The 21,790-nt window shown below is 67.5% G+C and carries 14 protein-coding genes and 5 pseudogenes; 12 read left to right on the forward strand and 7 right to left on the reverse strand.

Annotated elements, in window-relative coordinates:
- Window positions 1-683: 683 nt before the first annotated feature.
- The 4 genes from AB0J74_RS21080 to AB0J74_RS21095 all read left to right on the forward strand — a co-directional run bounded on the left by AB0J74_RS21080 (window position 684) and on the right by AB0J74_RS21095 (window position 3,890).
- Window positions 684-1,079 (forward strand): PadR family transcriptional regulator, encoded by a 396-nt coding sequence (locus AB0J74_RS21080; RefSeq protein ID WP_363450344.1) that lies wholly within the window; start codon window positions 684-686, stop codon window positions 1,077-1,079.
- A complete protein-coding gene (locus tag AB0J74_RS21085) occupies window positions 1,076-1,951 on the forward strand; it encodes a permease prefix domain 1-containing protein (RefSeq protein ID WP_363450346.1) in 876 nt (291 codons plus the stop codon). The genes AB0J74_RS21080 and AB0J74_RS21085 overlap by 4 nt, the downstream gene beginning before the upstream one ends.
- Before the next feature lie 161 nt (window positions 1,952-2,112).
- Window positions 2,113-3,117, forward strand: coding sequence for an ATP-binding cassette domain-containing protein (locus AB0J74_RS21090; RefSeq protein ID WP_363450348.1), 1,005 nt, complete (start codon window positions 2,113-2,115; stop codon window positions 3,115-3,117).
- On the forward strand, window positions 3,114-3,890 hold the full coding sequence (locus AB0J74_RS21095) for an ABC transporter permease (RefSeq protein ID WP_363450350.1): 777 nt from the start codon (window positions 3,114-3,116) through the stop codon (window positions 3,888-3,890). The genes AB0J74_RS21090 and AB0J74_RS21095 overlap by 4 nt, the downstream gene beginning before the upstream one ends.
- A gap of 770 nt (window positions 3,891-4,660) precedes the next feature.
- Here AB0J74_RS21095 and AB0J74_RS21100 read toward each other — a convergent pair.
- Complete coding sequence (locus tag AB0J74_RS21100) at window positions 4,661-5,914, reverse strand: AAA family ATPase (RefSeq protein WP_363450687.1); 1,254 nt, start codon at window positions 5,912-5,914, stop codon at window positions 4,661-4,663.
- 57 nt (window positions 5,915-5,971) lie between these two features.
- Window positions 5,972-6,316: pseudogene (gene soxR / locus AB0J74_RS21105) on the reverse strand (redox-sensitive transcriptional activator SoxR); the annotation flags it as partial.
- Window positions 6,317-6,401: 85 nt separating this feature from the next.
- Between soxR and AB0J74_RS21110 the strand changes: the two are divergent.
- Complete coding sequence (locus AB0J74_RS21110; RefSeq protein WP_363450352.1) at window positions 6,402-7,289, forward strand: NmrA/HSCARG family protein; 888 nt, start codon at window positions 6,402-6,404, stop codon at window positions 7,287-7,289.
- A gap of 1,953 nt (window positions 7,290-9,242) precedes the next feature.
- Here AB0J74_RS21110 and AB0J74_RS21115 read toward each other — a convergent pair.
- Both AB0J74_RS21115 and AB0J74_RS21120 read right to left on the reverse strand, forming a co-directional pair.
- Window positions 9,243-9,935, reverse strand: coding sequence for a serine hydrolase (locus tag AB0J74_RS21115; protein WP_363450689.1), 693 nt, complete (start codon window positions 9,933-9,935; stop codon window positions 9,243-9,245).
- Between the two features lie 974 nt (window positions 9,936-10,909).
- Window positions 10,910-11,869 carry a hypothetical protein gene (locus AB0J74_RS21120; protein ID WP_363450354.1) on the reverse strand — a complete coding sequence of 320 codons (960 nt, stop codon included), beginning with the start codon at window positions 11,867-11,869 and terminating at the stop codon, window positions 10,910-10,912.
- Between the two features lie 327 nt (window positions 11,870-12,196).
- Here AB0J74_RS21120 and AB0J74_RS21125 point away from each other — a divergent pair.
- Both AB0J74_RS21125 and AB0J74_RS21130 read left to right on the forward strand, forming a co-directional pair.
- Window positions 12,197-12,388 (forward strand): annotated as a pseudogene (locus AB0J74_RS21125) (IS5/IS1182 family transposase); the annotation flags it as partial.
- Window positions 12,384-12,564, forward strand: a pseudogene (locus AB0J74_RS21130) (IS21 family transposase); the annotation flags it as partial. The pseudogenes AB0J74_RS21125 and AB0J74_RS21130, both read left to right, overlap by 5 nt.
- 272 nt (window positions 12,565-12,836) lie before the next feature.
- Here the strand turns inward: AB0J74_RS21130 and AB0J74_RS21135 are convergent.
- The gene (locus AB0J74_RS21135) at window positions 12,837-13,586 is read right to left on the reverse strand and encodes a helix-turn-helix transcriptional regulator (RefSeq protein ID WP_363450356.1); all 750 of its coding nucleotides are present in this window, start codon (window positions 13,584-13,586) and stop codon (window positions 12,837-12,839) included.
- A gap of 63 nt (window positions 13,587-13,649) precedes the next feature.
- Here AB0J74_RS21135 and AB0J74_RS21140 point away from each other — a divergent pair.
- The 3 genes and pseudogenes from AB0J74_RS21140 to AB0J74_RS21150 all read left to right on the forward strand — a co-directional run.
- Window positions 13,650-14,852, forward strand: a pseudogene (locus AB0J74_RS21140) (MFS transporter); the annotation flags it as partial.
- A gap of 159 nt (window positions 14,853-15,011) precedes the next feature.
- Window positions 15,012-15,335 (forward strand): annotated as a pseudogene (locus AB0J74_RS21145) (leucine zipper domain-containing protein); the annotation flags it as partial.
- Window positions 15,292-15,744, forward strand: a complete 453-nt coding sequence (locus tag AB0J74_RS21150) for a hypothetical protein (protein WP_363450710.1) — start codon at window positions 15,292-15,294, stop codon at window positions 15,742-15,744. The pseudogene AB0J74_RS21145 and the gene AB0J74_RS21150, both read left to right, overlap by 44 nt.
- A gap of 879 nt (window positions 15,745-16,623) precedes the next feature.
- Here AB0J74_RS21150 and AB0J74_RS21155 read toward each other — a convergent pair.
- Together AB0J74_RS21155 and AB0J74_RS21160 are read right to left on the reverse strand one after the other, a co-directional pair.
- A complete protein-coding gene (locus AB0J74_RS21155) occupies window positions 16,624-18,219 on the reverse strand; it encodes a hypothetical protein (protein WP_363450358.1) in 1,596 nt (531 codons plus the stop codon).
- Window positions 18,220-18,340: 121 nt separating this feature from the next.
- On the reverse strand, window positions 18,341-18,877 hold the full coding sequence (locus tag AB0J74_RS21160) for a DUF4352 domain-containing protein (RefSeq protein WP_363450360.1): 537 nt from the start codon (window positions 18,875-18,877) through the stop codon (window positions 18,341-18,343).
- 99 nt (window positions 18,878-18,976) lie between these two features.
- Here AB0J74_RS21160 and AB0J74_RS21165 point away from each other — a divergent pair, with 99 nt between their 5' ends.
- A complete protein-coding gene (locus tag AB0J74_RS21165; RefSeq protein ID WP_363450362.1) occupies window positions 18,977-20,926 on the forward strand; it encodes an N-6 DNA methylase in 1,950 nt (649 codons plus the stop codon).
- Between the two features lies 1 nt (window position 20,927).
- Window positions 20,928-21,701, forward strand: a complete 774-nt coding sequence (locus tag AB0J74_RS21170) for a hypothetical protein (protein WP_363450365.1) — start codon at window positions 20,928-20,930, stop codon at window positions 21,699-21,701.
- Window positions 21,702-21,790 lie beyond the last annotated feature (89 nt).

A 21,790-nucleotide genomic window follows, 5' to 3' on the forward strand; every position in this document is an offset into this window, starting at 1 on the left:
GGCAACGCGCTGCGCGAGCTGACCCACCCGATGGCACTGCGCGACCTCGCCGGTCGGAGCGCGAACGCCTCCTCGCGCTGCTAGCCGAAGACTCCCCCTGGCCCCGCTGGCCCCCGAGGAGCAGGACGCCCTGCAGCAGCTACTCAGCCGAGCCCTCATCCGCTCACCCGCTTTGGATAACCCGGCCAGGAGGAAGACTCCGACCTGCCAAACCCTTCGGTCCACGTCGGCCCGGCGTACCTACGCGTGCGTCGCGTTTTCCCCGCTCATCGCGTACGCCTCGACGCGCTTGGGGTCAACGCGGAGCAAAACCCGGCCATCCTGACCGGCGCCGGCCCCGATGCGACGACCGCCGGGCGTCACCGCGCTCGGCAGCAAACATGGCCGCCGGGATCATGGACTACGGCGGCGATGATCTTCCGCCTCATTGGACACCCCACCATGTCCCTGGTCGAAGGGCTCAGCCAGTGAGCGTCACGTCTTCAGTGCCACCGGCGCCATCGGCCGATTCGTCGCCGACCTGCTCGCCGCCGGGCCGCGTCGACTCGGTCGCGGGCCGAGTGCCCGAAGCCGCAGACCCTCGTGCGGAAGCCCGCAACGACTGCCGGGGCGCGGACGAGGACAAGCCGACCTCGATTCGCCACTATACCGCGTCAGGTACTCAATCTGATACAGTAGTTTCCGTGATAGAGAAGGGGCAGGAGGATGTTCTCGCGGCGGATCTGCTGCGTGGCCATACCGAGACGATCGTGTTGGGGGTGCTGCGGAGCGAGGACCGCTATGGGTTCGAGATCTTCAAGCGGATCCGGGAGGCCACCGGCGGGCGGCACGAGATCAAAGAGGCGACTCTGTACGCCACGTACCGCCGACTGCTGAAGGACGGTCTCATCGAGGCCTACTGGGGCGACGAGAGCCAGGGCGGCCGACGCAAGTACTACCGAATCACCGACGCGGGCCGCGCCGTGTATCGGCGCAACGTCGCGGCCTGGGCGCTCACCCGCGATCTCATCGACACCCTGCTCGACGTGGACCGGAACGCCGGTCCTCGCGACTCGTCCTCCGGAAGGCGATCATCGTGACCAAGCCCAACGACACCGCGGACGTTCACCGCCTGCTCGACGAGGCATTCGCGGGCATCGAAATGACCCCTGAACGGCAAGACCTGAAGGAGGAGGTCCGTGCGAACCTGGTCGCCCGGACCGCCGAGCTGCAGGCCGAGGGCCTCTCCGGCGGCGCCGCGGCACGCCGGGCCGTCGAGGAGTTCGGCGACATCCACACGATCGTCGACGGCACAGAGCCTTCTGCATACGTGGCGAATGCGCTCCTCCGCGTCCGTCCCCGGCCGGCCTTCGTGCTCCGAACCGTGATCCTCTCGGTTGTCGGCGTCACCGGGCTCGCCGTGCTGGCGCTCGCCGCTACAGCCGGCGGCGTTCCGCTGGCCGGTGAGGCCGTGGCGGCGTTCGTCGTCGCGCTCGCCTCTGGTGCGATCACCGCCGACGCGTTGTGCCAGGAGACCACCAGCAACCACCCGATGCCCACCGGCCGTGCCGCCGGGTATGGCGCGGGGGCAGCGCTCACGCTGGCCGGGCTGGCATGCGGCTGGCTCTACCTGCGCGGAGCCGATCTCGCTTGGGTCTTCGCCGGCGCGGCGCCGGCGGTGTCGGGCATCGGGATCCTGAGTTACCTCGGAGCGACCCAGACGAACCGGCACAAGCAGTGGGTGATGCGCATGGCCGAGTCGCACGCCGCGGTCGGCGACCGTTTCACCGAGGATCCCTCGGCCGCCGCCCGATTCGGCATCTACACCCTGGTCATCTGGCTGGTCGCGATCGCCGTGTTCGTCCTGCTGACCCTGACGGTGGGCTGGCTGTGGTCGTGGCTCTCGATCGTCGGCGGCCTGGTGGCCATGATGATCCTGGTCGCACGCATGTTGTTCGTGACCGAGTCCTGAAGTTTTCAGAACCGTGGCCGCGGTGCGCCAACACCGCGGCCACGGAATGACACACCGGAGTCGTCGACCGAGACGGCCGAGGCTGCGTGCGTGCCCACAGCAACACGGTAGCCGATCGCCCCTCCCGGCCCCGCCGGCTCCTTCACCGGAAGGAGAGCACGATGCCCGCAGCGACACCCGCCATCGAGGCGATGGAGCTGGGCAAGACGTACGGGAAAGGCGCGAAAGCGGTCCATGCCCTGACGGGCCTGAGCTTCACCGTCGAACCCGGGACCGTCTTCGGACTGCTCGGCCCCAACGGCGCCGGCAAGTCGACCACGGTCCGGATCCTCACCACGTTGAGCCGGCCTGACACCGGCCGGGCCCGAGTCCACGGCATCGACGTGGTGCAGCACCCGGAACGGGTCCGGCAGCTCATCGGATACGTCTCCCAGAAGCCGGGCTTCGACCCGGTCGCGACCGGGCTCGAGAACCTGGTCCTCCAGGGGCGCATACACGGTGCGACCGCCCGGGACGCCCGGTCCCGCGCGGCCGCCCTGCTGGAGCGGTTCGGCCTGACCGCGCCCGGCCGCCGGCTTACCGGCACCTGGTCCGGCGGCATGCAGCGCAAGCTCGACGTGGCCATGGGTCTCATGCACCGGCCGCACATGCTGTTCCTGGACGAACCCACCACCGGCCTGGACCCGGAGGCGCGCATGGAGTTGTGGGCCGAGATCGCGCGGCTGGCCCGGCAGGACGGGCTGACCGTGCTGCTCACCACTCACTACCTGGAGGAGGCCGACCACCTGGCCGCGCGGCTGGCGATCGTCGACGCCGGCCGGGTGGTCGCGGCCGGCACCCCCGACCAGCTCAAGACCGCGCTGGGCGGGGACACGATCCGGGCGGCCCTGGCCCGGCAGGCCGACGCCGACCGGGCTCGCGCCGTGATCGGGGCGATCCCCGGCGTCAGCGCCGTCGTCGCAGGCGGCGGGGCATTGCAGGCTCGCGTCCCCAATGGAGCAGCCGTGCTGCCCGGCGTGCTGGCCGCGCTGGACGCCGCCGGGATCGAACTAGCTTCGGTCGGCGTCGCTCGGCCATCGCTGGACGACGTGTACCTGCACCACGCCGGCCGCAGCTTCGGTGAAGCCGACCGGCTCGGCAACGGCCGAGAGGCGGTGCTGCTGTGACCGTCGCATTGACCCACGCCCGGCTGCTGACCGGCCGCTCGCTGCGTACCCTGTCCCGCCAGCCCGCGTACCTGTTGTTCACGCTCGTCCAGCCGATGATCTGGCTGCTGCTGTTCGGCCAGCTCTTCCGCCGCGTCGCGGAGCTGCCCGGGTTCGGCGGTGGGAACTACCTGGACTACCTCACCCCCGGCGTTGTGATCATGACCGCGATGATGTCCGCCGGTTGGAGCGGCACGTCGATCGTGCAGGACATGGAGCGGGGGGCGATGGACCGTACGCTCACGTCCCCGATCCGCCGCTCCGCGATGGTCACCGCTGGGCTGACACACCAGGCGCTGGTCACCCTCGCCCAGTCACTGATCATGTTCGCCACCGGCCTGCTGGCCGGCGCCCGATACCCGGGCGGTGGCGCCGGGTTGCTGGTCGTGCTCGCCTGCGCGATCCTGATCGCCGTGGTGTTCGCCGCGCTGTCCAACGCGATCGCGTTGGTGGTCCACCAGCAGGAGGCGCTCATTGCCGTCTCCCAGTTCCTGGTCCTACCCCTGGCCTTCCTCTCCTCGATCATGATGGCGCCCGCCCTCATGCCCGACTGGGTGGCGCGGGCAACCCGCTTCAACCCGGTGGACTGGGCTGCGGTGGCCAGCCGCGAGGCGTTGGTGGCCACACCGGACTGGGGCATCGTGCTGGACCGCATGGCGCTGCTGTCGGCTCTGGCAATCCTGATGACCTGGCTGGCGGCCCGCGCGTACCGCTTCTACCAGCGTTCTCTGTAGAGCACGATGGCCCCGACCCGGACGGTCCAAACCAGGTCGGGGCCCGCTGGCCGCGTCTTCCATGCGCACCGCGGGTGACCGACACCTGCCGTCAAGGCCGGATCTTCCTCGTCAGGGCAACGGCCGCGTGGGCTGAGCAGCAGGCGGGACGACAACCGCATGGCGCACCAAGTGCGCGGTTGCGCGAGGTGCTATCGAGCTGCCGAGCCGCCACCAGCGTGGCCGATCCCCCGACGTCGACGTCCGTGGCCAGGGACAACCGCCCAGATGGTGCGCAGTTGTGGCCCGTATCCCGCCAGGGGTTCACGTTGCAACTGCGCTCAGTCACGGCCCGCTGGCCGACAGCGCGAAAACCCCTGTTGGCGACCGGCTATCTGAGCAAACGCCATGACGCGGTCACGATCGCCAGATCAGCAGTGATCAAATCCCGTTCCCATGATTGGCGTGACCCGCCCTCGATTCGAGCCTGCACCAACTCGATCGCGACCGGGGGGGCTGAGCTGCACTTTCTTACCGAGTCTGGCTGCGTCCAGGGGCGCGTCTGCTCCTGTCCGGGTGATTCGAACCTGCGCGGCGGTGCGGAGCAATCTCGAAGTCGTGGATCGGGATCGGGATCGGTGCGGTGTTTGTGCTGGTCGCTGCACTGACTTCATCACTCGCTGGCGGACAAGGGCCGACCAGCGTGACTCTTCTTGACCTGCCCGCCGCACGTCCCCGCCCCTGGAGTCACGGTCACCTGTACCTAGTCTGGGGTCGAACGACACGAACGATCAAACTTCTCGCGGTTCCGATGCTTGGCATATCGAGCACTCTGCGATGTCCTTAGGCCCGTGGGTAAGGCCAAGGTCATGAAGCAGCAGCCCCCACAGATCGGCGATCCGGTCCGGAACCGGGGTGCGGTTGGCGAACCGATATCCCAGAAGTGGCTTGTCTTTTCGCCCTGGGTCCTGGTTCAGTTCCGCCCAGAGAGTCGCGTCGACGCTTGAGAAGAACGCTTCGATCTCACCGTGTCCCTTGCGCTCGCCCGTACCGAACTCTGTGGCGAGTGTCAGTACGCGGTACGGTTCCCATCGGCTTGCGGCCTCGGAGAAGGACTCCGTGGTTGGATCGGCAGGGTCCGGAGCTGGGTCAGGCAGCTTGGACAGAGCTTTGCCCGAAGCGAACGCTGGGCCGTCGGCGACGATCGCATACGGGATGCCTAGAGCCTTCAGCAGGTACGCGTGCTTGGCGAACCGCTCGTCTCCGCCAACGCTGAGGAACACCACGTGCGCGTACTCGGGAGTGGGATGGCCCGGCCGATCGATGCGGGACAACCAGGTCTCGAAGGCGTCCACCTCGGTGGGACCCTCGACCAGCACCACGCCCGCTGCGAAAAGGAGCTCACGCAGTTGGGAGTGCCGCAGAAGTTCCTTGAGCTCATCGAAACGGCGTTGGTCGAGCCGCGGCCGGTGCGTCGTGGTCGCACCATACTGGCGGGTCAGTCGCGTGACGGCGGCAAGGTCGGACGGGTCCTGGACCGGCACGAGATCGGCGCTGTGGGTGATCATAATTGTCTGCTTGTTCCGGCGGAGATCCCGCACGACCCGCAATAAGCGGCGCTGCACGACGGCGCTCACGTTGCTGGCCGGCTCGTCGAGGACCAGAAGGTCGTGATCGTCAGTGAGGAGCGCCGCCAGCCATGCGCTCTCCTCCACACCGGCGCCAGCCAGGTGCAGTGGGAGGTCGACATCCCGACCGGTATCCGGGTCGACGTCGACCACCACCGGGGTGATGAGCAGATCGCGTCGCTCGGAGTCGGATGCCCGCTGATGCACGTCAAGCCGCCGATCGGTGATCTCCTGGAAAACGTTCTGCACGGCACGGAAACGGGCGCGATCAGCGGCGTCACCGGTCTTGAGGCGCAGCAGTTCGACAGCCAGGCCGCTGCCGTCGGTCAGGTTCGGTGCGGTGTTGATCTCCGCTGGGTCAATGATCGTCGTCGGACGGGCCCGTCGGTTGTCGGTGACGACGAGCGCCGATGACATCAGGTGGTCAAGCACATGAGCGAAGTTGAGGTGGTCGGGTGAGTGATCGCGGAAGGTGAGGTCGTCGCGCAATGCTTGCAGATGCGTGATGCGTGCGTCGAGTTCAGTTCGCCAGACGGCGGACAAGCGCGCCCAGTCGTCGTGGGTGGGGGTGCGTTCGCTCGGTAGCTGGTTCAGTGCGTCCCGGATCATCGCCAGCGAGATGCCCACGTACTGGGATGCCCGGATGAACGCGACCCGTCGAAGCGTGTCACGGCCGTATCGGCGCTGGTTGTTCGCCGTGCGGGTGCTGCGGATGAGCCCGTGGCGTTCGTAGAAGTGCAGCGCGGAGATAGCGACACCGCTGCGATCGGCGACCTGCCCGACTGTGAGCTCATGAAACGAGGTGCGCGGCCTTGGCATGGGTTGGAAAGTATCGCTTGACCTCAACCTTGGTTGGGGTCAGAGAATCGGCGGCGTCCACGCACTGCGATCGAGGAGTCCTTGTATGGCCACCGTTCTTGTCGTCGGCGCCACCGGAAAGCAGGGCGGTGCCGTCGCCGATCTGTTGCTCGACCACGGCCACGACGTCATCGCCTACGTGCGGTCGCCGGAGTCACCGTCCGCGGCGGCGTTGTCCGACGCGGGGATCCGGCTCGTCGTCGGCGACTTGGCCGATCCGGAGGCCCTCGCCGGTGCCGCCCGCGGCGTTGACGCAATTTTCGGTCTGTCTGTGCCTTTCGGCGCTGGCGGCAAGGTCGAGGAGATCGCTCAGGGCCGGTTGCTGGTCGATGTCGCGGTACGGTCCGAGGCCCATCTCATCTACTCCTCTGTGCGCGGCGCCGACCGGCTCGCGGCGACCGACATTGACCACGCCGGCAGCAAGCAACTGGTCGAGGCTTACCTGCGCGATCAGGAAGTGAGGGCGACCGTGCTCGGGCCGGTGTACTTCATGGAGAACGTGCTCAATGTTTCATTCAGCCGTTTGGGCGACGGCGTGCTCGCCAATCCCCTCTCTGCCGCCAAGCCGCTAGACCAGGTGACCGTGCGGGACATCGCAGGCCTCGCTGTGCAAGCCGTGGAGCACCCGGACAGGTTCGCGGGCGTTCGAATCGATGTCGTTTCCGATCGCGTGACCGGCGAACAGGCAGCCAGGGTGCTCAGCAGGGTCCTCGGCCGTGAGATTCCGTACTATCAGCTGCCAATGGACCAGGTTCGTCAGTGGGCCGGCGACGAGATCGCCGACACGTTCGAACGATTCGAGGAGAACACCAACTTCGTCGACGTCGACGAGCTACACGCCCGATACCCAGAGGTCGCCTGGCACAGCTACGCCGCCTGGGCCGAAACCGTCGACTGGGATCTCGTCTTGGGAAGCAGGACAACGGCGCAATAATCTGCGATGACGCGACGAGGGCGCTTAGTCCTTTGCGGGACGGAGCGGCGAGGTCTGGTGGCCGCTAGCAAAGCGGGACCCGCTCAAGACCTTGCCGGTCATCGGATCTCGAGACGGCGAGTGCTGGAATGGCCGCCAAGCGGGCGTCAGCCAAGATCGGGCGTGCTCTCATGCCGCCGACCGTGCGCGACCCATTCGCCGCAGGCATTGCATTGGACGAACGTGACGGCCGGCCGTGATCGGATCGTTCAGCTGGCGTGCGACTCTGGGCCGAGACGCCGCGAGCCATACGCAAGTACACGGCGCATCTGGTTCTCTTCGACGTGCTGGCCGCGTCCGACGGGTCGCTGGTTGCGGCACCGCTCGCCGAGCGTAGACGCATGCTTGAAGAGCCCCTGGCCCACCGACGAACCGGTGCCGTGCCCACGCTGCACCAGCCCGAACGCCGCATGCGAGAGGATCGACACCCGAATCACGACAGGGCGCCGGGCGTTCGCTGGCCTTGTCGAGATGGGCGAGTTGATCCGGAGTCAGGCTCCGGCCAACCGAGCCCAGGTTGTCGCGCGCTTGGCGTTCGTCGCGGACGCAGATGGTGACGGAGGACGGCATACCCCGCGAGCCAGAACGCGTTCGTCACGTTGATGTTCGTAGAAGGCATTACCACTGTGCTCATTTGCCGCATGCTCACGGCGTCGGGGCAGGCGCACCAGCGGATACCTTGATCATCGGGTCTCTGAGGCGGACGAATGTCCGCATGGGGTAGGCAGTATGACCCGCATGGGCGCTCTGCCCGTGGTGTCGATCCTGTAGTGCGGTCATCAGGCCGATCGATGAGGCCGATCGCCCGCGCTCTGGAGACTTCTTCCGCGCCGCCGACCGACCGACCGAACGGCTCGTCGCCGGCCCCCGGCAACGCCGTCTCGACTAGACGGCCGGAAACCGTGCGCGGCGGCTTCGCGAGCTTCGCCGACCACCTACTGCGCGCCCGGCAACACGCAGACTCACCCGCCCCGGCGGGCCTTGAGAACCGCCAGAACCGACCACGTTGAAACCAACCGCAACGGTCCGTAGAGCAGATCTTGAAAGGCGACCGTGTGACCTTCGGTGTGTTGTTCGATCGCCGCTCGACGGGTCTGCAACCGTTACTTGCACAGGGCGTGAGAGCTATTTGATTCGCTCAGCCGTCCGACGACCAAGTTCGCTCGGAGAGCCAGCCTTATCGATCGAAGGGATATTCAGCGTTGAGACCCGTTCTCCGCAGCGCACGCTGAGGAAATATGCGGTAGACGTCGGAATGCCCGGACGGCGAATTTCTCCGCGCACGGTAAGTGTCTCGTCGCAGACATTCGGCGTAGGCAAGACCGTGAACGAAATGCTGCCTCCCCAAGCGTCGTACCTCCCACATGCCCGCAACACTCTACGCACGTCGTTGACGGCTTGCGCCGCCCAGCCAGGCTCATAGGTTTCGACGACATGCAACGCCGACTGTCCCGTGGCGGCGTTGGCGTATGAACGCTGGCTCGCCTTGAGTCGATGCGATTGGGCAGCGTAGTCCGCATCCCGGTAGGTTGGGCAATCCTTTTGAACCCACGGCCACGGTGGGACGGCGCTCGATTCCGAGGCGACCCAGCCTCGGCCTACGACTTCCGCCGGAAGCAGCACGTCGACGGAGGCTCCTATGGACGGCATGGGATTTGGAGTCGAGAGACCGGAGACTCCTGGCGTCAAGAAAAAAGCAATCACCAACGCTAGGCAAATCAACAACTCTGCAACAAGCTTGACGGCATCAGATCTAGGCAGCGTCAAAATCGGTGACCCTTCGATCAACGAGGCTCGACTGAAGCGGGGTGCCCTCGACTCGGCGCACCCCTGCTGGATGAGTCATGCAGACATCCGATCACGAGCCGTTTTCACGGCGCCTTCACGTCGTCGGTCCGGTCGGCGTTCCCGTTGTCACGATGTCGTCGTTGGCAGCTCGCGGAGCTGGCCGAGGGTGCGTTTGGCAACCGCCTCGACCATTCGTACGCCCGCTGTCTGTGTCTTGTGGTGGTTGGAGAGCACGGCCACAAGCCAGTCATGCCCCGGCTCGACGAGCCGTCCGATCGAGTTGACCTGCCACAGCCCGTCATCGTTGGCGACCGTGTCCCAGCCGTTCTTGACGTAGACACCAGTGGTCTCGGAGGTTGCAGCTGCGGGGACCCCCCAGCCTTGGGCCTCCTCGACTTCGCCCATCAGTCCGAAAAGGTACGTCCGGTCCTCGTGGTCCAACGGACCTTCCTCATCCGCGAGCGTGGTGAGCAGGCGGATCTGGTCGGCTGCGGTTGTCGTGGTCATCCCCCAGGACGTGTTGGGCGTGGTCTCCTTCAGTCCGAGGGTCCGGTTAACGGCAATCAGCCCCGACTTGCCACCGATGCGCCGGTACAACGCGGTCGCGGCGGCGTTGTCGCTCTCGGTGATCATCGTCCTGGCGCTGCGACGGTCGCGGTTGGAGATCGCCTGTTTGCTCTGCCGCGCGTGCAGCAGTAGTGCGGCCAAAATGTCGACCTTGACGATGCTGGCCGTTTGGAAGCGAGTGTTGCCGACGCAGAGCGCAACGTCGGTTTCCCTATCCCTCACCGACACCGTGACATGGCCTTTCCCGACCATCTTCACGTAGGCTGCGACCTTCGTTCGAGCCGCAGCAACATAATCCGGGGTCGGACTGGGTGTTGGCGAGGCGGCCGCGGCTCGATCGGCAGCCCGGGCTGGCGTCTCGCGCTCATGGGATAGACGCCAGATAGCACCCGCCTCGGCTGCACCGGCGGCGGCAAGGGCCAAGACCGACGCGGCCAGCACGGCACGCCGGGACGGCCTGCGCCCGCTCATGTGGCTCGCCCGATCGATCCTTCGTCGCGCGTGTTCACTGTCGGTTGCCCAGCGGCCGGCTTCGGGGCGTCTTCATCAAAGTCCTTCTCGCGTGAGGTTTTCGCTCGACGTCATAGACCGTGGCGGGAGCATTCGCTGCCGAATGCACCGACGTTCTGCGCTGAAGGCGAGGCCGGGCTCGCACCATGATGGAGCGGTGCCTTCCTACGACCGGCCGACCCGAGCCGGCCGCTTACGCCGTGCGGTGAGGATGGCAGATGGCGGCTTCAGGTCGCCTTCACATCGAAGAGGACCAGTGAAGCGGAGCCGTCTGCGTCCTCGAGTCTTGACGCCACACAAGGCCAGTGACGCGGCCGCTCAACCAGCTCACGGGGCACTACCGACGCCCGTCGCGGCGACAGCCGAGCTGGCCTTCGCCCACAAGGGCCCATCAATCAGGCCCGTCGGAGGTGAGCACCGCCACGCCGGGCTTGGCATGCGTCTCGTGGGCCATTGACCAGCAACGAGCTGCGAGCCGACGAAGAAGACAAGTTGAGGGGCCGCGCCCGTACGACTGGGCCTGGCTCAACTAGGTCACTACGGACGCTGATCCAGTCGACTGCGGCCACCACAGCCCAGTGAGCGATTCCGCGCAACGGGTCCATCACTGGATGTGATCCCGGGTGATGCCACGGTGATTGCGACTGGGGCCGGAGCCGCAGGCCAATGATCAGACTATGGCCATTACGAGCCTGCCTGCCCGAAGGGTCACTTGCTCAGTCGTAGATGGGGTCGTGCGGATTGGCTAATACGAACCGCATGTCCACAGTGGACGGCTGTTTGCCGGACCGCACGTCAGCGCATAGGCGGTAGGGGTTGGCCATCCAGGCCGCCGGCCGGCACTCAATGTGGGGGTCGGAGTCGAAGCCATACCAGGTCACCCGCCAGCCCTTGGTCCGCTCCAGGTGCTGGCCGAGCCCCCGGGTCAGATCCTGGACCGGCGCGTTGTCAGTGGCCGCGACCGTGAGCCGGCGCCAGCAAGTGCGTGGAGGGAACTGTTTGGGCGTGGCGCAGCCGGCCTCCTCGTGAGCCACGGTCATCGCCGGAGGCAGCGGTAGGATGGCGTCACGCGGCGGCAACTGCTCGTCGCCGACGACCGATATCGCGAAGATGGCAGCCACGCCGACTATCCACACGAGCACGCCGGCCGCCCGGCGCTTGCTCAACTGTTGCCGCAGTCCGCGCCGCGAGGCCTCGATCACGGTTGCGGACGCGACGATGACGCCGGTTCCCACCAGATGCCAGCGCAGTCCGTCGTCGACGTTGGGTCGGGTGCCGTAGCTGCCGAAGGTGCTGGTCCACAGCGACCATCCGGCACACGCGGCGAGCACGCCAGCGGCGCGCCCGGCATACGGCCTGCACCAGCCGAGCAGGGCCCACGCAGCCGGAACACAAGGACCACAGGGACGATCAGCGACCTCGGCGGGCTCCAACGTCTCGTCCGCGAAGGGATCTCCCGGTTGGATGATCGGCCACACCGGCGCCGTGGTGGCGAGTGCACCCACCACGGACAGCAGCCGTGACCACCAACGCCACGGTCCCGACGGGCGAACCACGGCCATAGGGAAACGGCCGCCCCACCGGCGAATCCGCTCACCTGGCGGGAAGCCTTGCCCCGTGAGATATCCGTGCAGCGCCACCGCAAGAAACATAAGCATGTCCAGAAGCGTGTCCACGTGCCTTCGACGCTGCGAGACGGTCGCCGGTTCGCGCAAGTTTCCTTGACGTCGCAGACCCGGACATCGATCCGGCATCGGTCCTTGTCGAGCTGGTCGAGGGACCCGACCACGCCGCCAGCGAACAACGCCAACGCTTTTCCTGGGCGCAGCTGGCCGAACAAACTCAACGCACAGTGTTCATCTCGCGCAAAGATAGCGGTGACTGTCGGCGGCTAACAGGCGATGCCATCCGACACGCCGAAACCGTAGGTGTGCACCAAGACGCGGAACCCGGTATGGAGAGGTCCTTCCAAAGATCAACTTCATAGAAGTTCAGCGTCGCTGATGAATGTCACATACACCGCCACCTTGAACGTGCGCGAGGAGATCGTGCTGTTCGTCTCGGGCCTGCTAAGGGCCGAACGCCAGCGGCGAGGTACCCGCGCTGGCACCCGCGCGTTGGGCTGTTTCGAGCAGGCCGCGCTGGTCATCCGCTGGTTCCTGGACGGCACCCGCCTGACGCAACTGGCCCGCGACCCGGTTGCCTCGGGATCATTACGTGCGTCTGGACAGTAACGACTACTCCGTGCATCCCCTGGGTCGTCGGGCGTCGTGTCGAGGCCACCGCTGACGCCGCTCAGGTGGAGGTGTTCTGCGACGGCCGTCTGGTGGCCCGCCATGCCCGGTGCTGGGCGAAACATCAGAGCCTGACCCACAGCGCGGACACCGGAAGTTCCGCCGAGGCCGCTGCGCGACCCAACCACCCCAGCGTCAAGGACGTCGGCGAGCTGGTCGACACCCACTACCTCCGGCCCATCCCCGCCCAGTCGAAGTACCTCGACACCGCGGCCAGCCCAGTGCGATAACCCATCCGCGCCGAAACCCGGCAGCCCCCGAGGCGGGCGACCCATGCTCGGCGCCGAGAAGCGGCTAGCTGCTGGCCAGTACGTTGTTGACGTCGTGCAGTTCGCTTTTCGATGAGGTTTCACGCGGGTGGCGCGAGCGACGCGAGCCCGGCTTCTCCTTCGTCTGTGACGCCGACGCTGCGGGGAACCTTGTTCCGTACGATCCAGCCGAGTTCGAAAAGTCGGTGGGTGACTGCTGTGCCAAGTGGACCAGCGAGGTGGTGGGCTTGTTCCGTCCAGTCGATGCAGTAGCGCAGCGGTCGCGTGGTCGAGAGCAGTCTGGGCTCGATGCCCCATGCCGCAAGCGATTCGGCTCCGGCCAGCGAGAGCCGGTATTGATCACCTTTCCCGGAGGAAGACAGCCTCTCGCCGACAAGGTCGGGACGATGGAGCCCGTCGCCGCCGGTGACCCAGCTGGCCCGGATGAACCGCTGGAACAGCTCCACGCCCGCCTGCCCAGCCAGGTGGCGATAGCAGGTGCGGGCAGCGCGTATCGCGTGCGCACGGGTATGCGCGCGTAGTGACGTGATCGGGGTCCGTGGCGCGAGCCTGGCGAGGGCTTCGAGGACCCCTTCGACTTCGCTGGTTGCGAGGCGGTAGTAGCGGTGCCGGCCCTGCTGCTCGACGGCCACCAGATCGTGGTTCAGCAGCACCGTCAGGTGGTTGCTGATCGTAGACGCGGACACGCCTGCCTCCTCGGCGAGCCGCCCAGCAGGTAGGGCGCGGCCGTCGACCAACGCCATCAGCACCCGCGCACGCCGGGGGTCCGCGAATGCCGAGGCGAGCCCCGCGATATCCGGCTCGCCCTGTGCGGTCGGGTTCTGGCTCATGCTTCGAGGCTAGTACGGAATGCTTCGACGCCGGCTGAAACGTCCCGTGCTGAGAATCGGGGTATGGCACCGACTCGTTCTCGCTGGCCGCTGATCTTTGCACTGTGCGGCGGTTACTTCCTCGTCCTGCTCGACGTGACCGTCGTCAACATCGCGCTTCCGCAGATCGGCGCGCAGCTGCACGCGGGTAGCAGTGGACTGGCGTGGACGGTAGACGCGTACTCGGTGCCCCTAGCTGCGCTTCTGCTGGCATCCGGGGCGATCGGTGACCTCATCGGCCACCGTCGAGTTGTGCTGCTCGGCATGGTCGGCTTCGGGACGGCTTCCGTGGCGTGCGCGCTGGCCCCGACGATCGGCGTTCTGGTCGCGGCCCGTGCGGTTCAGGGCATTGGCGCGGCTTTGATGTTGCCGGGCACGTTGGCTCTCCTCGTCGATAGCAGCCCGGATGAGACATCGAGGAACCGTCTAGTCGGGGCATGGGCCGCGATCGGCGGCGCGGCACTTCCCGCAGGCCCCGTCGTCGGCGGACTCCTGGTCCAGGCCGCAGGGTGGCGAGCCGTGTTCTGGCTGGCGGTGCCGGTCATCGCCGTGGCGTTGGTGCCCGTCATCCGGCTGCAGCGGCCCGTCCCAGGGGCAAGGCCGGAGCGGAGCGTGGACTGGACGGGCGCCGCACTGCTCGTGATCGCACTGATCTGCCTGGTCACCGGCATCATCCAGGCCCCGATCTCGCCCATCCTCACCGTGATCCTCGCGGCCACGGCGGCCTGCGCTCTGTTCGGATTCCTCGCCGTCGAGCGCCGGGCGGCGCACCCGTTGCTGCCCGTGCCGCAGTCTGCGCGCCGCCCGCTCGGGCTGGCATCCCTGGTAGCGGGGCTGATGAACCTGTGCGCCCTTGGCGGGCTGTTCTTGCTGACTCAGGTCTTCCAGGACGTGCACCGGCTCAACCCACTGGAGGCAGGCCTGCTGACACTGCCAGCAATGCTGCCACTACCTTTGCTCGGAGCACCGGCCGGGCGACTCGCCACCCGCATCGGCGTATGGCGGGCCAGCGCGTTCGGCGCGGTCATCGCGGCTGCCGGGATGACAGGGATCGCAGCCACGCTCACGAACACCGGGACGGGCTACGTCGCTCTGGCCTTCTTCCTCGCCCTGTGGGGCACCGGGCTCGGCATGCTCACTCCCGCGATCGTCGCAGCTGCACTGAAAGCGACACCCGGCACGCCAGGCCTGGCCTCCGGCGCGAGCAACACGGCCCGCCAGACCGGCGGCGCGCTCGGGATCGCACTGTTCACCGCCATCGCCGGATCGGCGGCCTCCCTGGGCTTCGCCTCGCAGTCGGCCGCGCTGTTCATCGGTGCTGCTGCCGTACTCGTGCTCGCCGGTGCACTCTGCTTCGGAGTCGCGCTCGGCCAGCGCCCTCGACTCGTGACTCATCGCAACAGCCCGCTGACTCCGGAAGGCCGGAAGCGACTGGTCCAACGTGGCCGGACCGGCCGATCGCGCACGTAGCGGCTGAGACGGGAAGCCCGCGCGGCACCGCGTCGAAATGGGTTCAACCGTTACCGCAGTTCGGAGAGATCGGTCTCGTCGACCGCTCATCCGCTCCAGCACGCAAGCCGACCGCAACCCCCGGCCACCCTCTGCAACGGGATCGAATCAATGCGGCGCGAGCACAATTGGTCGGCATCGCGCATCGCCTTCGAGCTTGCCCAAGAAGGCACACCCGTCAGCGGCCGCACCATTACTCGGGCTGCTCGCGCAGCTCGGTCTCATGGCCGACCGGGTCGACGCGCTCAGCCTGCACGGGCGCGCGCCGGTAACCTGGCCAGTGCGGGTCGGGGCGGTCCCACCACTGGCCGACCGGCGGGTCGAGCGGCCCGCCGACCGTTCCCTCGCCGAGGCCATCGCCGCGACCGACGGGCAGGCCGTGGTGCTGGGTCAGGTGTTGTCTGGGCTGGGCGGGGTCGGCAAGACCCAGATCGCCGCCGCGCTCGCCCACCAGCAGTGGACGGCCGGCCGGGTGGACCTGCTGGTGTGGGTGCCGGTCACCTCCCGCACCGCGATCACAACCGCCTACGCCGACGCCCACGCCCCGGTCACCGGCATCGACGAGCCCGGGCCGGCCACCATCGTCAGAGATCGACCTAGCCGTTCTTGACATAGACGCCAGGGGTCTGCGGTGTCTGCGAAGTGGCCGCAGCAGCGACGCCTCAATCTTGGGTCTCTTCGACCTGACCCATCGAGTCGAAGAGTTACTTAGGGTGGCCAGGACCGCACGCCGGGACGACCCACGCCAGCTATTCAGCCTTCCTCGCTGATCGTTCGTCGGGCGGGTCACCGCCGGTTCTGCACCGGGACGAGGTCAGGCCCGCACATGGAAAAGAGGGCCTGACCTCCTTCGACCAGACGACCCGAGTCGGCCGGTCGCACCCTCGGGATCAGGATGCCGGACGGCGGTTTCAGTACGTCTTCACGTCAACGTGACGAATGAAGCAGCGCCCTCGGTGTCTCAGAATGTTGACGTCACGTATGACATTAAGGACGGCGCCACCGTCAACGGGGAGTACGGCCAATGATACCAGCAACCACAGTGGAGTGTTCGTCGACGAGCTCAGGCACCGCTCGGAGAAGGGTTCTGACGATGACCCGAGCGGCACGCCTGGCGTCGGGACTTCGAGGCCCTCGACCGCTTGGACGCGTCTTCGGCCATCACAGGTCAGAAGCGAAGGCGCGGCTTCGAACATGTGCTCAGCGCCGCGGTGTTGCCGAAGCTGACTGCTTGGTCGATCCGGTTTCACCTCGTTTGCCGCAGAGGCTTTAACCATGCGCGATCCATTGTTGAAGAGTGGGTGTAGCGAGCGGTGCTCGTCTGTTGCATGAACTAAGCGAGACACGGCGGGCGATCCTTCAAGAAGTTGGCATGAAACCGTGGCACCGTAACATTTGGTACGCCAAGGCTCAGGGTTGGCATTGCGGGCAACGCTCATATAGAGCCAATTCACAGGGGTCCGCTGCGCACCTCCGAGGTCTCGGTTCCTCAATGGAGAAGCGGATGCCGCTGGCTGTCGCCGTTCCCCCCGTCGGCGGCGGTGACGTCGACCAGGACGTGGCGCGCCTTGGTCAGCAGAGCCAGCTTGTCCGCCTCGGCCCGGACCACCGTGGCGTCCTCCACCCAGCGGCGGATCGCCGCACCGGGCTCCAGCCATGCGTCGTGCCGACGGGCAAGCCACTCGGCCGCCGCCGCGACGAGCTCGTCACGCGCCGCCGTGACGGTTTCCCAGGGGCCCTCATCGACCGCCATAGAAGCCAGCGCCGTACGCACCGCGGCGGTCTGCCGCGGCAGCGGTGCGGCGAGCGCCGCCACGACCGGTTCCAACATCCGGCGGACGTCGTTGAGCTGCCCTTCCACCTCCCGGTGCAACTCCTGCTGCCGACGGGTCGCCGCACGGACCGTCTCGGTGGCCGCACGCAGCCGCTCGACCTCCTGTTCGGCACTTTCCCGCCAGGACGCGTTGAGAACGCCGACCCCGCACACGGGGCACGACTGATCGCCGAGGTCGCGGTGCACCTCCAGGGCGCCCCACAGCAGGTCCGCCACCCGATGCCCGATGGCCATCTCCGTACTGGCGAGGTTCTGTACCGTCGTGGTGGCTTCGGCCAGTTCGCGTAGCGCGTGGGCGGTGTCGGGCATCTCCTGCTCGGCGAGTCGCCGCGCGGCTGCCGCCGCACGCGCGTCATCGCCAACGGTCTCGCCGCCGGCCAGCGCGGCGAGTGCCGGGAGGTTCGCCCTTCCCGCCTGCCGATCGAGCAGGCGTACGGCTTCCGCCGCTCGCGGGTCGTCCATGGCGTCAAGTCGCGTACGCAGATCGTTGAACGCGGCGCGGACCGCCACGACCCGGTCCTCGCGCTCCTTGCGCAGAGCCTGCAGCCGGCCGCTGGCGGCGACCAGTGGCGCCAGGCCCAGGATCGGCGCGATCGAGTCGTACAGCTCGGTGGGCTTGGAAGCGATCACCCGTTCCAGATCTCTGGCCGACAGGAACGGCCGGAATCGGTCGGCTGAGCGCAGCCACTCGGGCAGGTCCTCGGACGGCGTCATCGCGCCGTTCCCCGTCACGCTGACCGTCGCGGCGGCCAGGTCCGTTTCGCCGGCTGCCCAAGCCTGGCGGACCATCACCGGCGGGCCGCCGGAGCCGGGCCGTAGCTTCACCGTGATCGCGCGTTCGCCGTCGTAGTGCAGGTTGCGCCAGCCCTCGCGGAAGACCGCCGGCCGCTGCGACCAGCGCGGCGAGTCTTCGGTAAGGACGTACTCGGCTGCCTCGGCAAGACTCGACTTGGCGGAGCCGTTCCGGCCGGCGACCACGGTCAAGCCAGGCCCGGGCTTGAGCCGCAGCGCGGCCTGTGGACCGATCCCGCGGAAGCCGGTGACCTCCACCGACTCGAGGAAGACCTGCGGCTGCTCCGCCGTGGTCGTCTCGTTGGTGGGCGCGGCGGGCAATGGCTCGCCACGCATGACAGCCGCCAGAGTTTCGTCGCCCCGGAAGGCGGCGAGGACCAGGTCGACCACCGGGTCGGCGGTTCCGAGAGCACGCAACCGGTCGGTCAGTTCGTGATAGAGCGTGAGTGCGTCGTCCATGGCGGACCCCCTGTTTGCAGCCTGTTGGGCTCTGTTCGCGGCAGAGCGGTGTTCTGGGTCAGCGGCGTGGTAAGGCCACGGAAGGGGCGGGCGTAGCGCCCGCCCCGGGACGAGCGGTGGATCAGGTGAGGGCGACCGTCACGCCGCCAGAGAACGGCGAGTCGTGCAGTTCGAGCTTGCTGAGCTTGACGTTCTTCGGGATGTCGAAGACGACCACGCCGGTCACCTGGTTGCCCGGGTTGATGTCGTTGAGGAACGTGTCGGCGTTCTTGTTCGCGTAGAGCGCGGCCTCGCTGTCGGCCGAGTACTCGGTGCCGTTCGCGGCGTACGCCTTCTGGCTGCTGCCGTCGAACATCTGCGCCTCCTTGCCGATGTTCTTGACGTTGACGGTGATGAGGCAGAACTGGCCCTGTGCTTCGGCGCCGAGCATCGACGTGCCGACCTTCCTGACACCGCACTTCGACGTCTTGACGGTGAACTCGAACTTCCCGTCCCGGGCCGGCTCGCCGATCTTCGCGGTCTTGGGCTTGTCGTCGCCCTTGGCTGCGGCCGCGCCGGTGTCGGCGCCGCTGGCGGTGTCCTTGTCGGTGCTTCCCGCGCCGCAGCCCAGCGTGACGAGGCCGGTGACGATCAGGGCGAAGGTGGCGGTCTTGCGCATCGTGTTCCTCCCGTTGTCAATGTGACGGCGTCAATGAGAGCATCATCTGTGAACGGTGTCAACAGACGAGATGCTTGACGCATGTGCCACACTGCAAAAGTGCAGGAGACACTGACTATCACCGCCGCAGAGATCGCCCGACTCGCCGGAGTCGGTCGGGCCGCGGTCAGCAACTGGCGCAAGCGGTTCGCCGACTTCCCGTCGCCGGTTGGCGGCACCGCGTCCAGCCCGGAGTTCGACCTGGCGCAGGTCGAGCAGTGGCTGCGCAGACAGGGCAAGCTCGGCGAGATCGCCCGGGCCGACCGGCTCTGGCGACACCTGGCGGCCGCGAAGGAAGGGCCCGCCGCGGCGCTAGCCGACGTCGGCGCCTACCTGCTGGCCGGACAACGCGAAAAGCAACCAGCCCGCAAGCAGCTGGCGAGGCGGCTCGCCGATCTGCTTCCTGAGGTCGACGCCTTGGCTGACGAGCTCGGCCCGCAACCCGCTTTCGATGAGTTGTGGCAGCGCTTTTCGGCGCCCGGGCCGGGCCGGCCGTTCGCCACGCCGGATGATCTCGCCGACCTCATGGTGGACATCGCCGGCGTTGGCGGCGGCTCGGTGCTCGACCCGGCGACCGGCACCGGCGCGACGCTCCGGGCCGCCGTACGTGCGGGGTCCGTGGCCACGTACGGACAGGAATTGGACGAGGACCTGGCCAGGCTTGCCGAGTTGTGGCTGGCCCTGCGCGACGTGGCGGGGGAGGTCGCTGGCGGCGACTCGCTGCGCAGCGACGCGTACGCCGGCCGCACCTTCGACGCCGTCGTCTGTCACCCGCCGTTCGGCATCGCCAACTGGGGCCTCGAGGAGTTGGGCTACGACGCGCGCTGGGAGTACGGCGTGCCGCCGCGCACGGAGCCGGAGCTGGCCTGGGTACAACACTCGTTGGCCCACTTGCGGTCCGGCGGGCACGCGGTCCTCCTGATGCCGCCGACCGTCGCCGGCCGTCGGGGGGCCCGGCGCATCCGAGGGCAACTGCTACGAGCCGGCGCCCTGCGCGCCATCATCGCCCTTCCGGGTGGGGCAGCCGCACCACACGGCGTACCACTGCACCTGTGGGTGTTGCAACGGCCGTTGGTGGACGAGCCGACGCCCGCGCGAGCGTTGTTGATCGACGCCGCCAACGGCCAGCATGGCGACCTGTACGGGCGGGTGCTTGCGGCCTGGCAAGCCTTCGCCGATGCACCGGAAACCGACCTCGATGAGGCTGGTTTCGCCCGCGCCGTACCGGTGATCGACCTGCTTGACGAGGAGATCGACCTGACGCCCGCGCGCCGACAAGCGGCCGGCCCAGGGCAGCCGACCGGAACAGATCTGGCACGAGTCAAAGACCGACTAGCCGCCGTCGTCAAAGACTTGCCCGCGCTGATGCCCGAGACCATCTCGGAGCCTGATGGCGCGACAGCACCGACGGTCTCGGTCGCCGAGCTGGCTCGGACCGGCGCGCTGCAGCTGATCGGCCCGATCCGCTCCACCGGTTCGCCCGACGAGGAGCCGTCAGGGGTGACCGCGGGGCCGCGGGTGCTCACCGGTCCGGACGTGGCCTCGGGTGGCGAGGCGTCCGGATGGGGCGATGGCCAGCTCGGGCAGCAGATCAGCCTGGTCCGCGGGGATGTGGTCGTGCCGACGGTCGCTCCTAGGCTCATCGCCCGCGTCATCGCCACCGATGGGACGTTGCTCGGCCCCAATCTGTACCTACTGCGCCCGAATGCCGCCGCGCTGGATCCGTGGTTCCTGGCCGGACAGGTACGCGCCAGCGCCAACGAGAAGCAGACATCGAGCCTGTCCGGCATCACCCGGTACGACGTCCGGCGTGCTCAGGTGCGGCGGCTGCCGCTGCCGGACCAACGGGAGCATGGACAGGCGTACCAGCGACTGGAAGCCTTCGAGTCGGCACTCCAACAGGCGTCGGAACTCGGCGCCGAGTTAATTCGGCTTACCGCCGATGGTCTCGCCGGCGGCTCCTTGCGTCCTGCTGAGCCATCCGTTCGTAGGGCGAGGAAGAAGGCGTGAAGTGCACCTTCCCGAAAATGCGTCGAAGTACGACGCCGGAGTTGTCAACGGCGGACTCCGGGATGACGAACACGACTGGCTGACCCGGCAGCGGCGAGGCATGGCAGCCGAGCATGGCGAGGAGTCACCGGAGGTCCTGGTCGGGCGACATGCAGTGAACGTGGAGCCGGCGCAGTGGTGGCAGAGCGACCTCCTGTTGCCGTTCGCCGAAGATGACTTCTCCATGCGTCCGCTGAGCCGGGACGACGTGACGGCCGAGGCGCGGCGCTGCCGTGAGACAGGTAACTGGTTGCCGCTGCTGGTCGTCTCGTTCGCCTGGGGTTGGGGCAAGCGCGGATTCGGCCCGACGCGGCTCTCCTGGGTGACGGGCAACCTTTGGAAGCGCGTGCCGCTGTCGCGCGACGAGGTGGGCTCCCGGTTGGCCGCAGCGGTCGACGTGCTGGACCGAAAAGGACCGGTATGCGCATATCATCTGCTGCTCAAGCAAAGGCGTATCCCGGCCCTCGGTCCCGCCTTTCTCACCAAGTTCCTGTACTTCGCTAGTAGGAGCAGCGAAGCACACTGTCCGGCGATGATTTTGGACGCCCGCCTGGCGGATCGGATGCGATTCTTCTGGGCCCGGCGTGCCGACGAGGCCCTACGCGCTCGGAGCGGGCTCCGCTCGCTGGGTCTGGCGCGGTCCTCGCTGGTCGGCCTATCGCTACCACGTATACCAGGCCTTCCTCGGTCAGGCCGCAGCTCAGTTGTCCGAGGCGGGGGAGCGGTGGACGCCTGACCTGGTGGAGCTACTGCTGTTCAGTCATGACCCTGGCGACGGGCTCAAATGAGCAGCCGCGTTCTGACAGCAGGCTGACCATCAAGCCA

The sequence above is a fragment of the Asanoa sp. NPDC049573 genome (assembly GCF_040676615.1).
Taxonomy (GTDB): domain Bacteria; phylum Actinomycetota; class Actinomycetes; order Mycobacteriales; family Micromonosporaceae; genus Asanoa.

Coding starts and splice junctions, on each gene's coding strand:
- AB0J74_RS21090 (WP_363450348.1), top strand. CDS start 2,113: ATGCCCGCAGCGACACCCGCCATCGAGGCGATGGAGCTGGGCAAGACG.
- AB0J74_RS21100 (WP_363450687.1), bottom strand. CDS start 5,914: ATGTCATCGGCGCTCGTCGTCACCGACAACCGACGGGCCCGTCCGACG.
- AB0J74_RS21110 (WP_363450352.1), top strand. CDS start 6,402: ATGGCCACCGTTCTTGTCGTCGGCGCCACCGGAAAGCAGGGCGGTGCC.
- AB0J74_RS21115 (WP_363450689.1), bottom strand. CDS start 9,935: ATGGTCGGGAAAGGCCATGTCACGGTGTCGGTGAGGGATAGGGAAACC.
- AB0J74_RS21135 (WP_363450356.1), bottom strand. CDS start 13,586: ATGAGCCAGAACCCGACCGCACAGGGCGAGCCGGATATCGCGGGGCTC.
- AB0J74_RS21155 (WP_363450358.1), bottom strand. CDS start 18,219: ATGGACGACGCACTCACGCTCTATCACGAACTGACCGACCGGTTGCGT.
- AB0J74_RS21160 (WP_363450360.1), bottom strand. CDS start 18,877: ATGCGCAAGACCGCCACCTTCGCCCTGATCGTCACCGGCCTCGTCACG.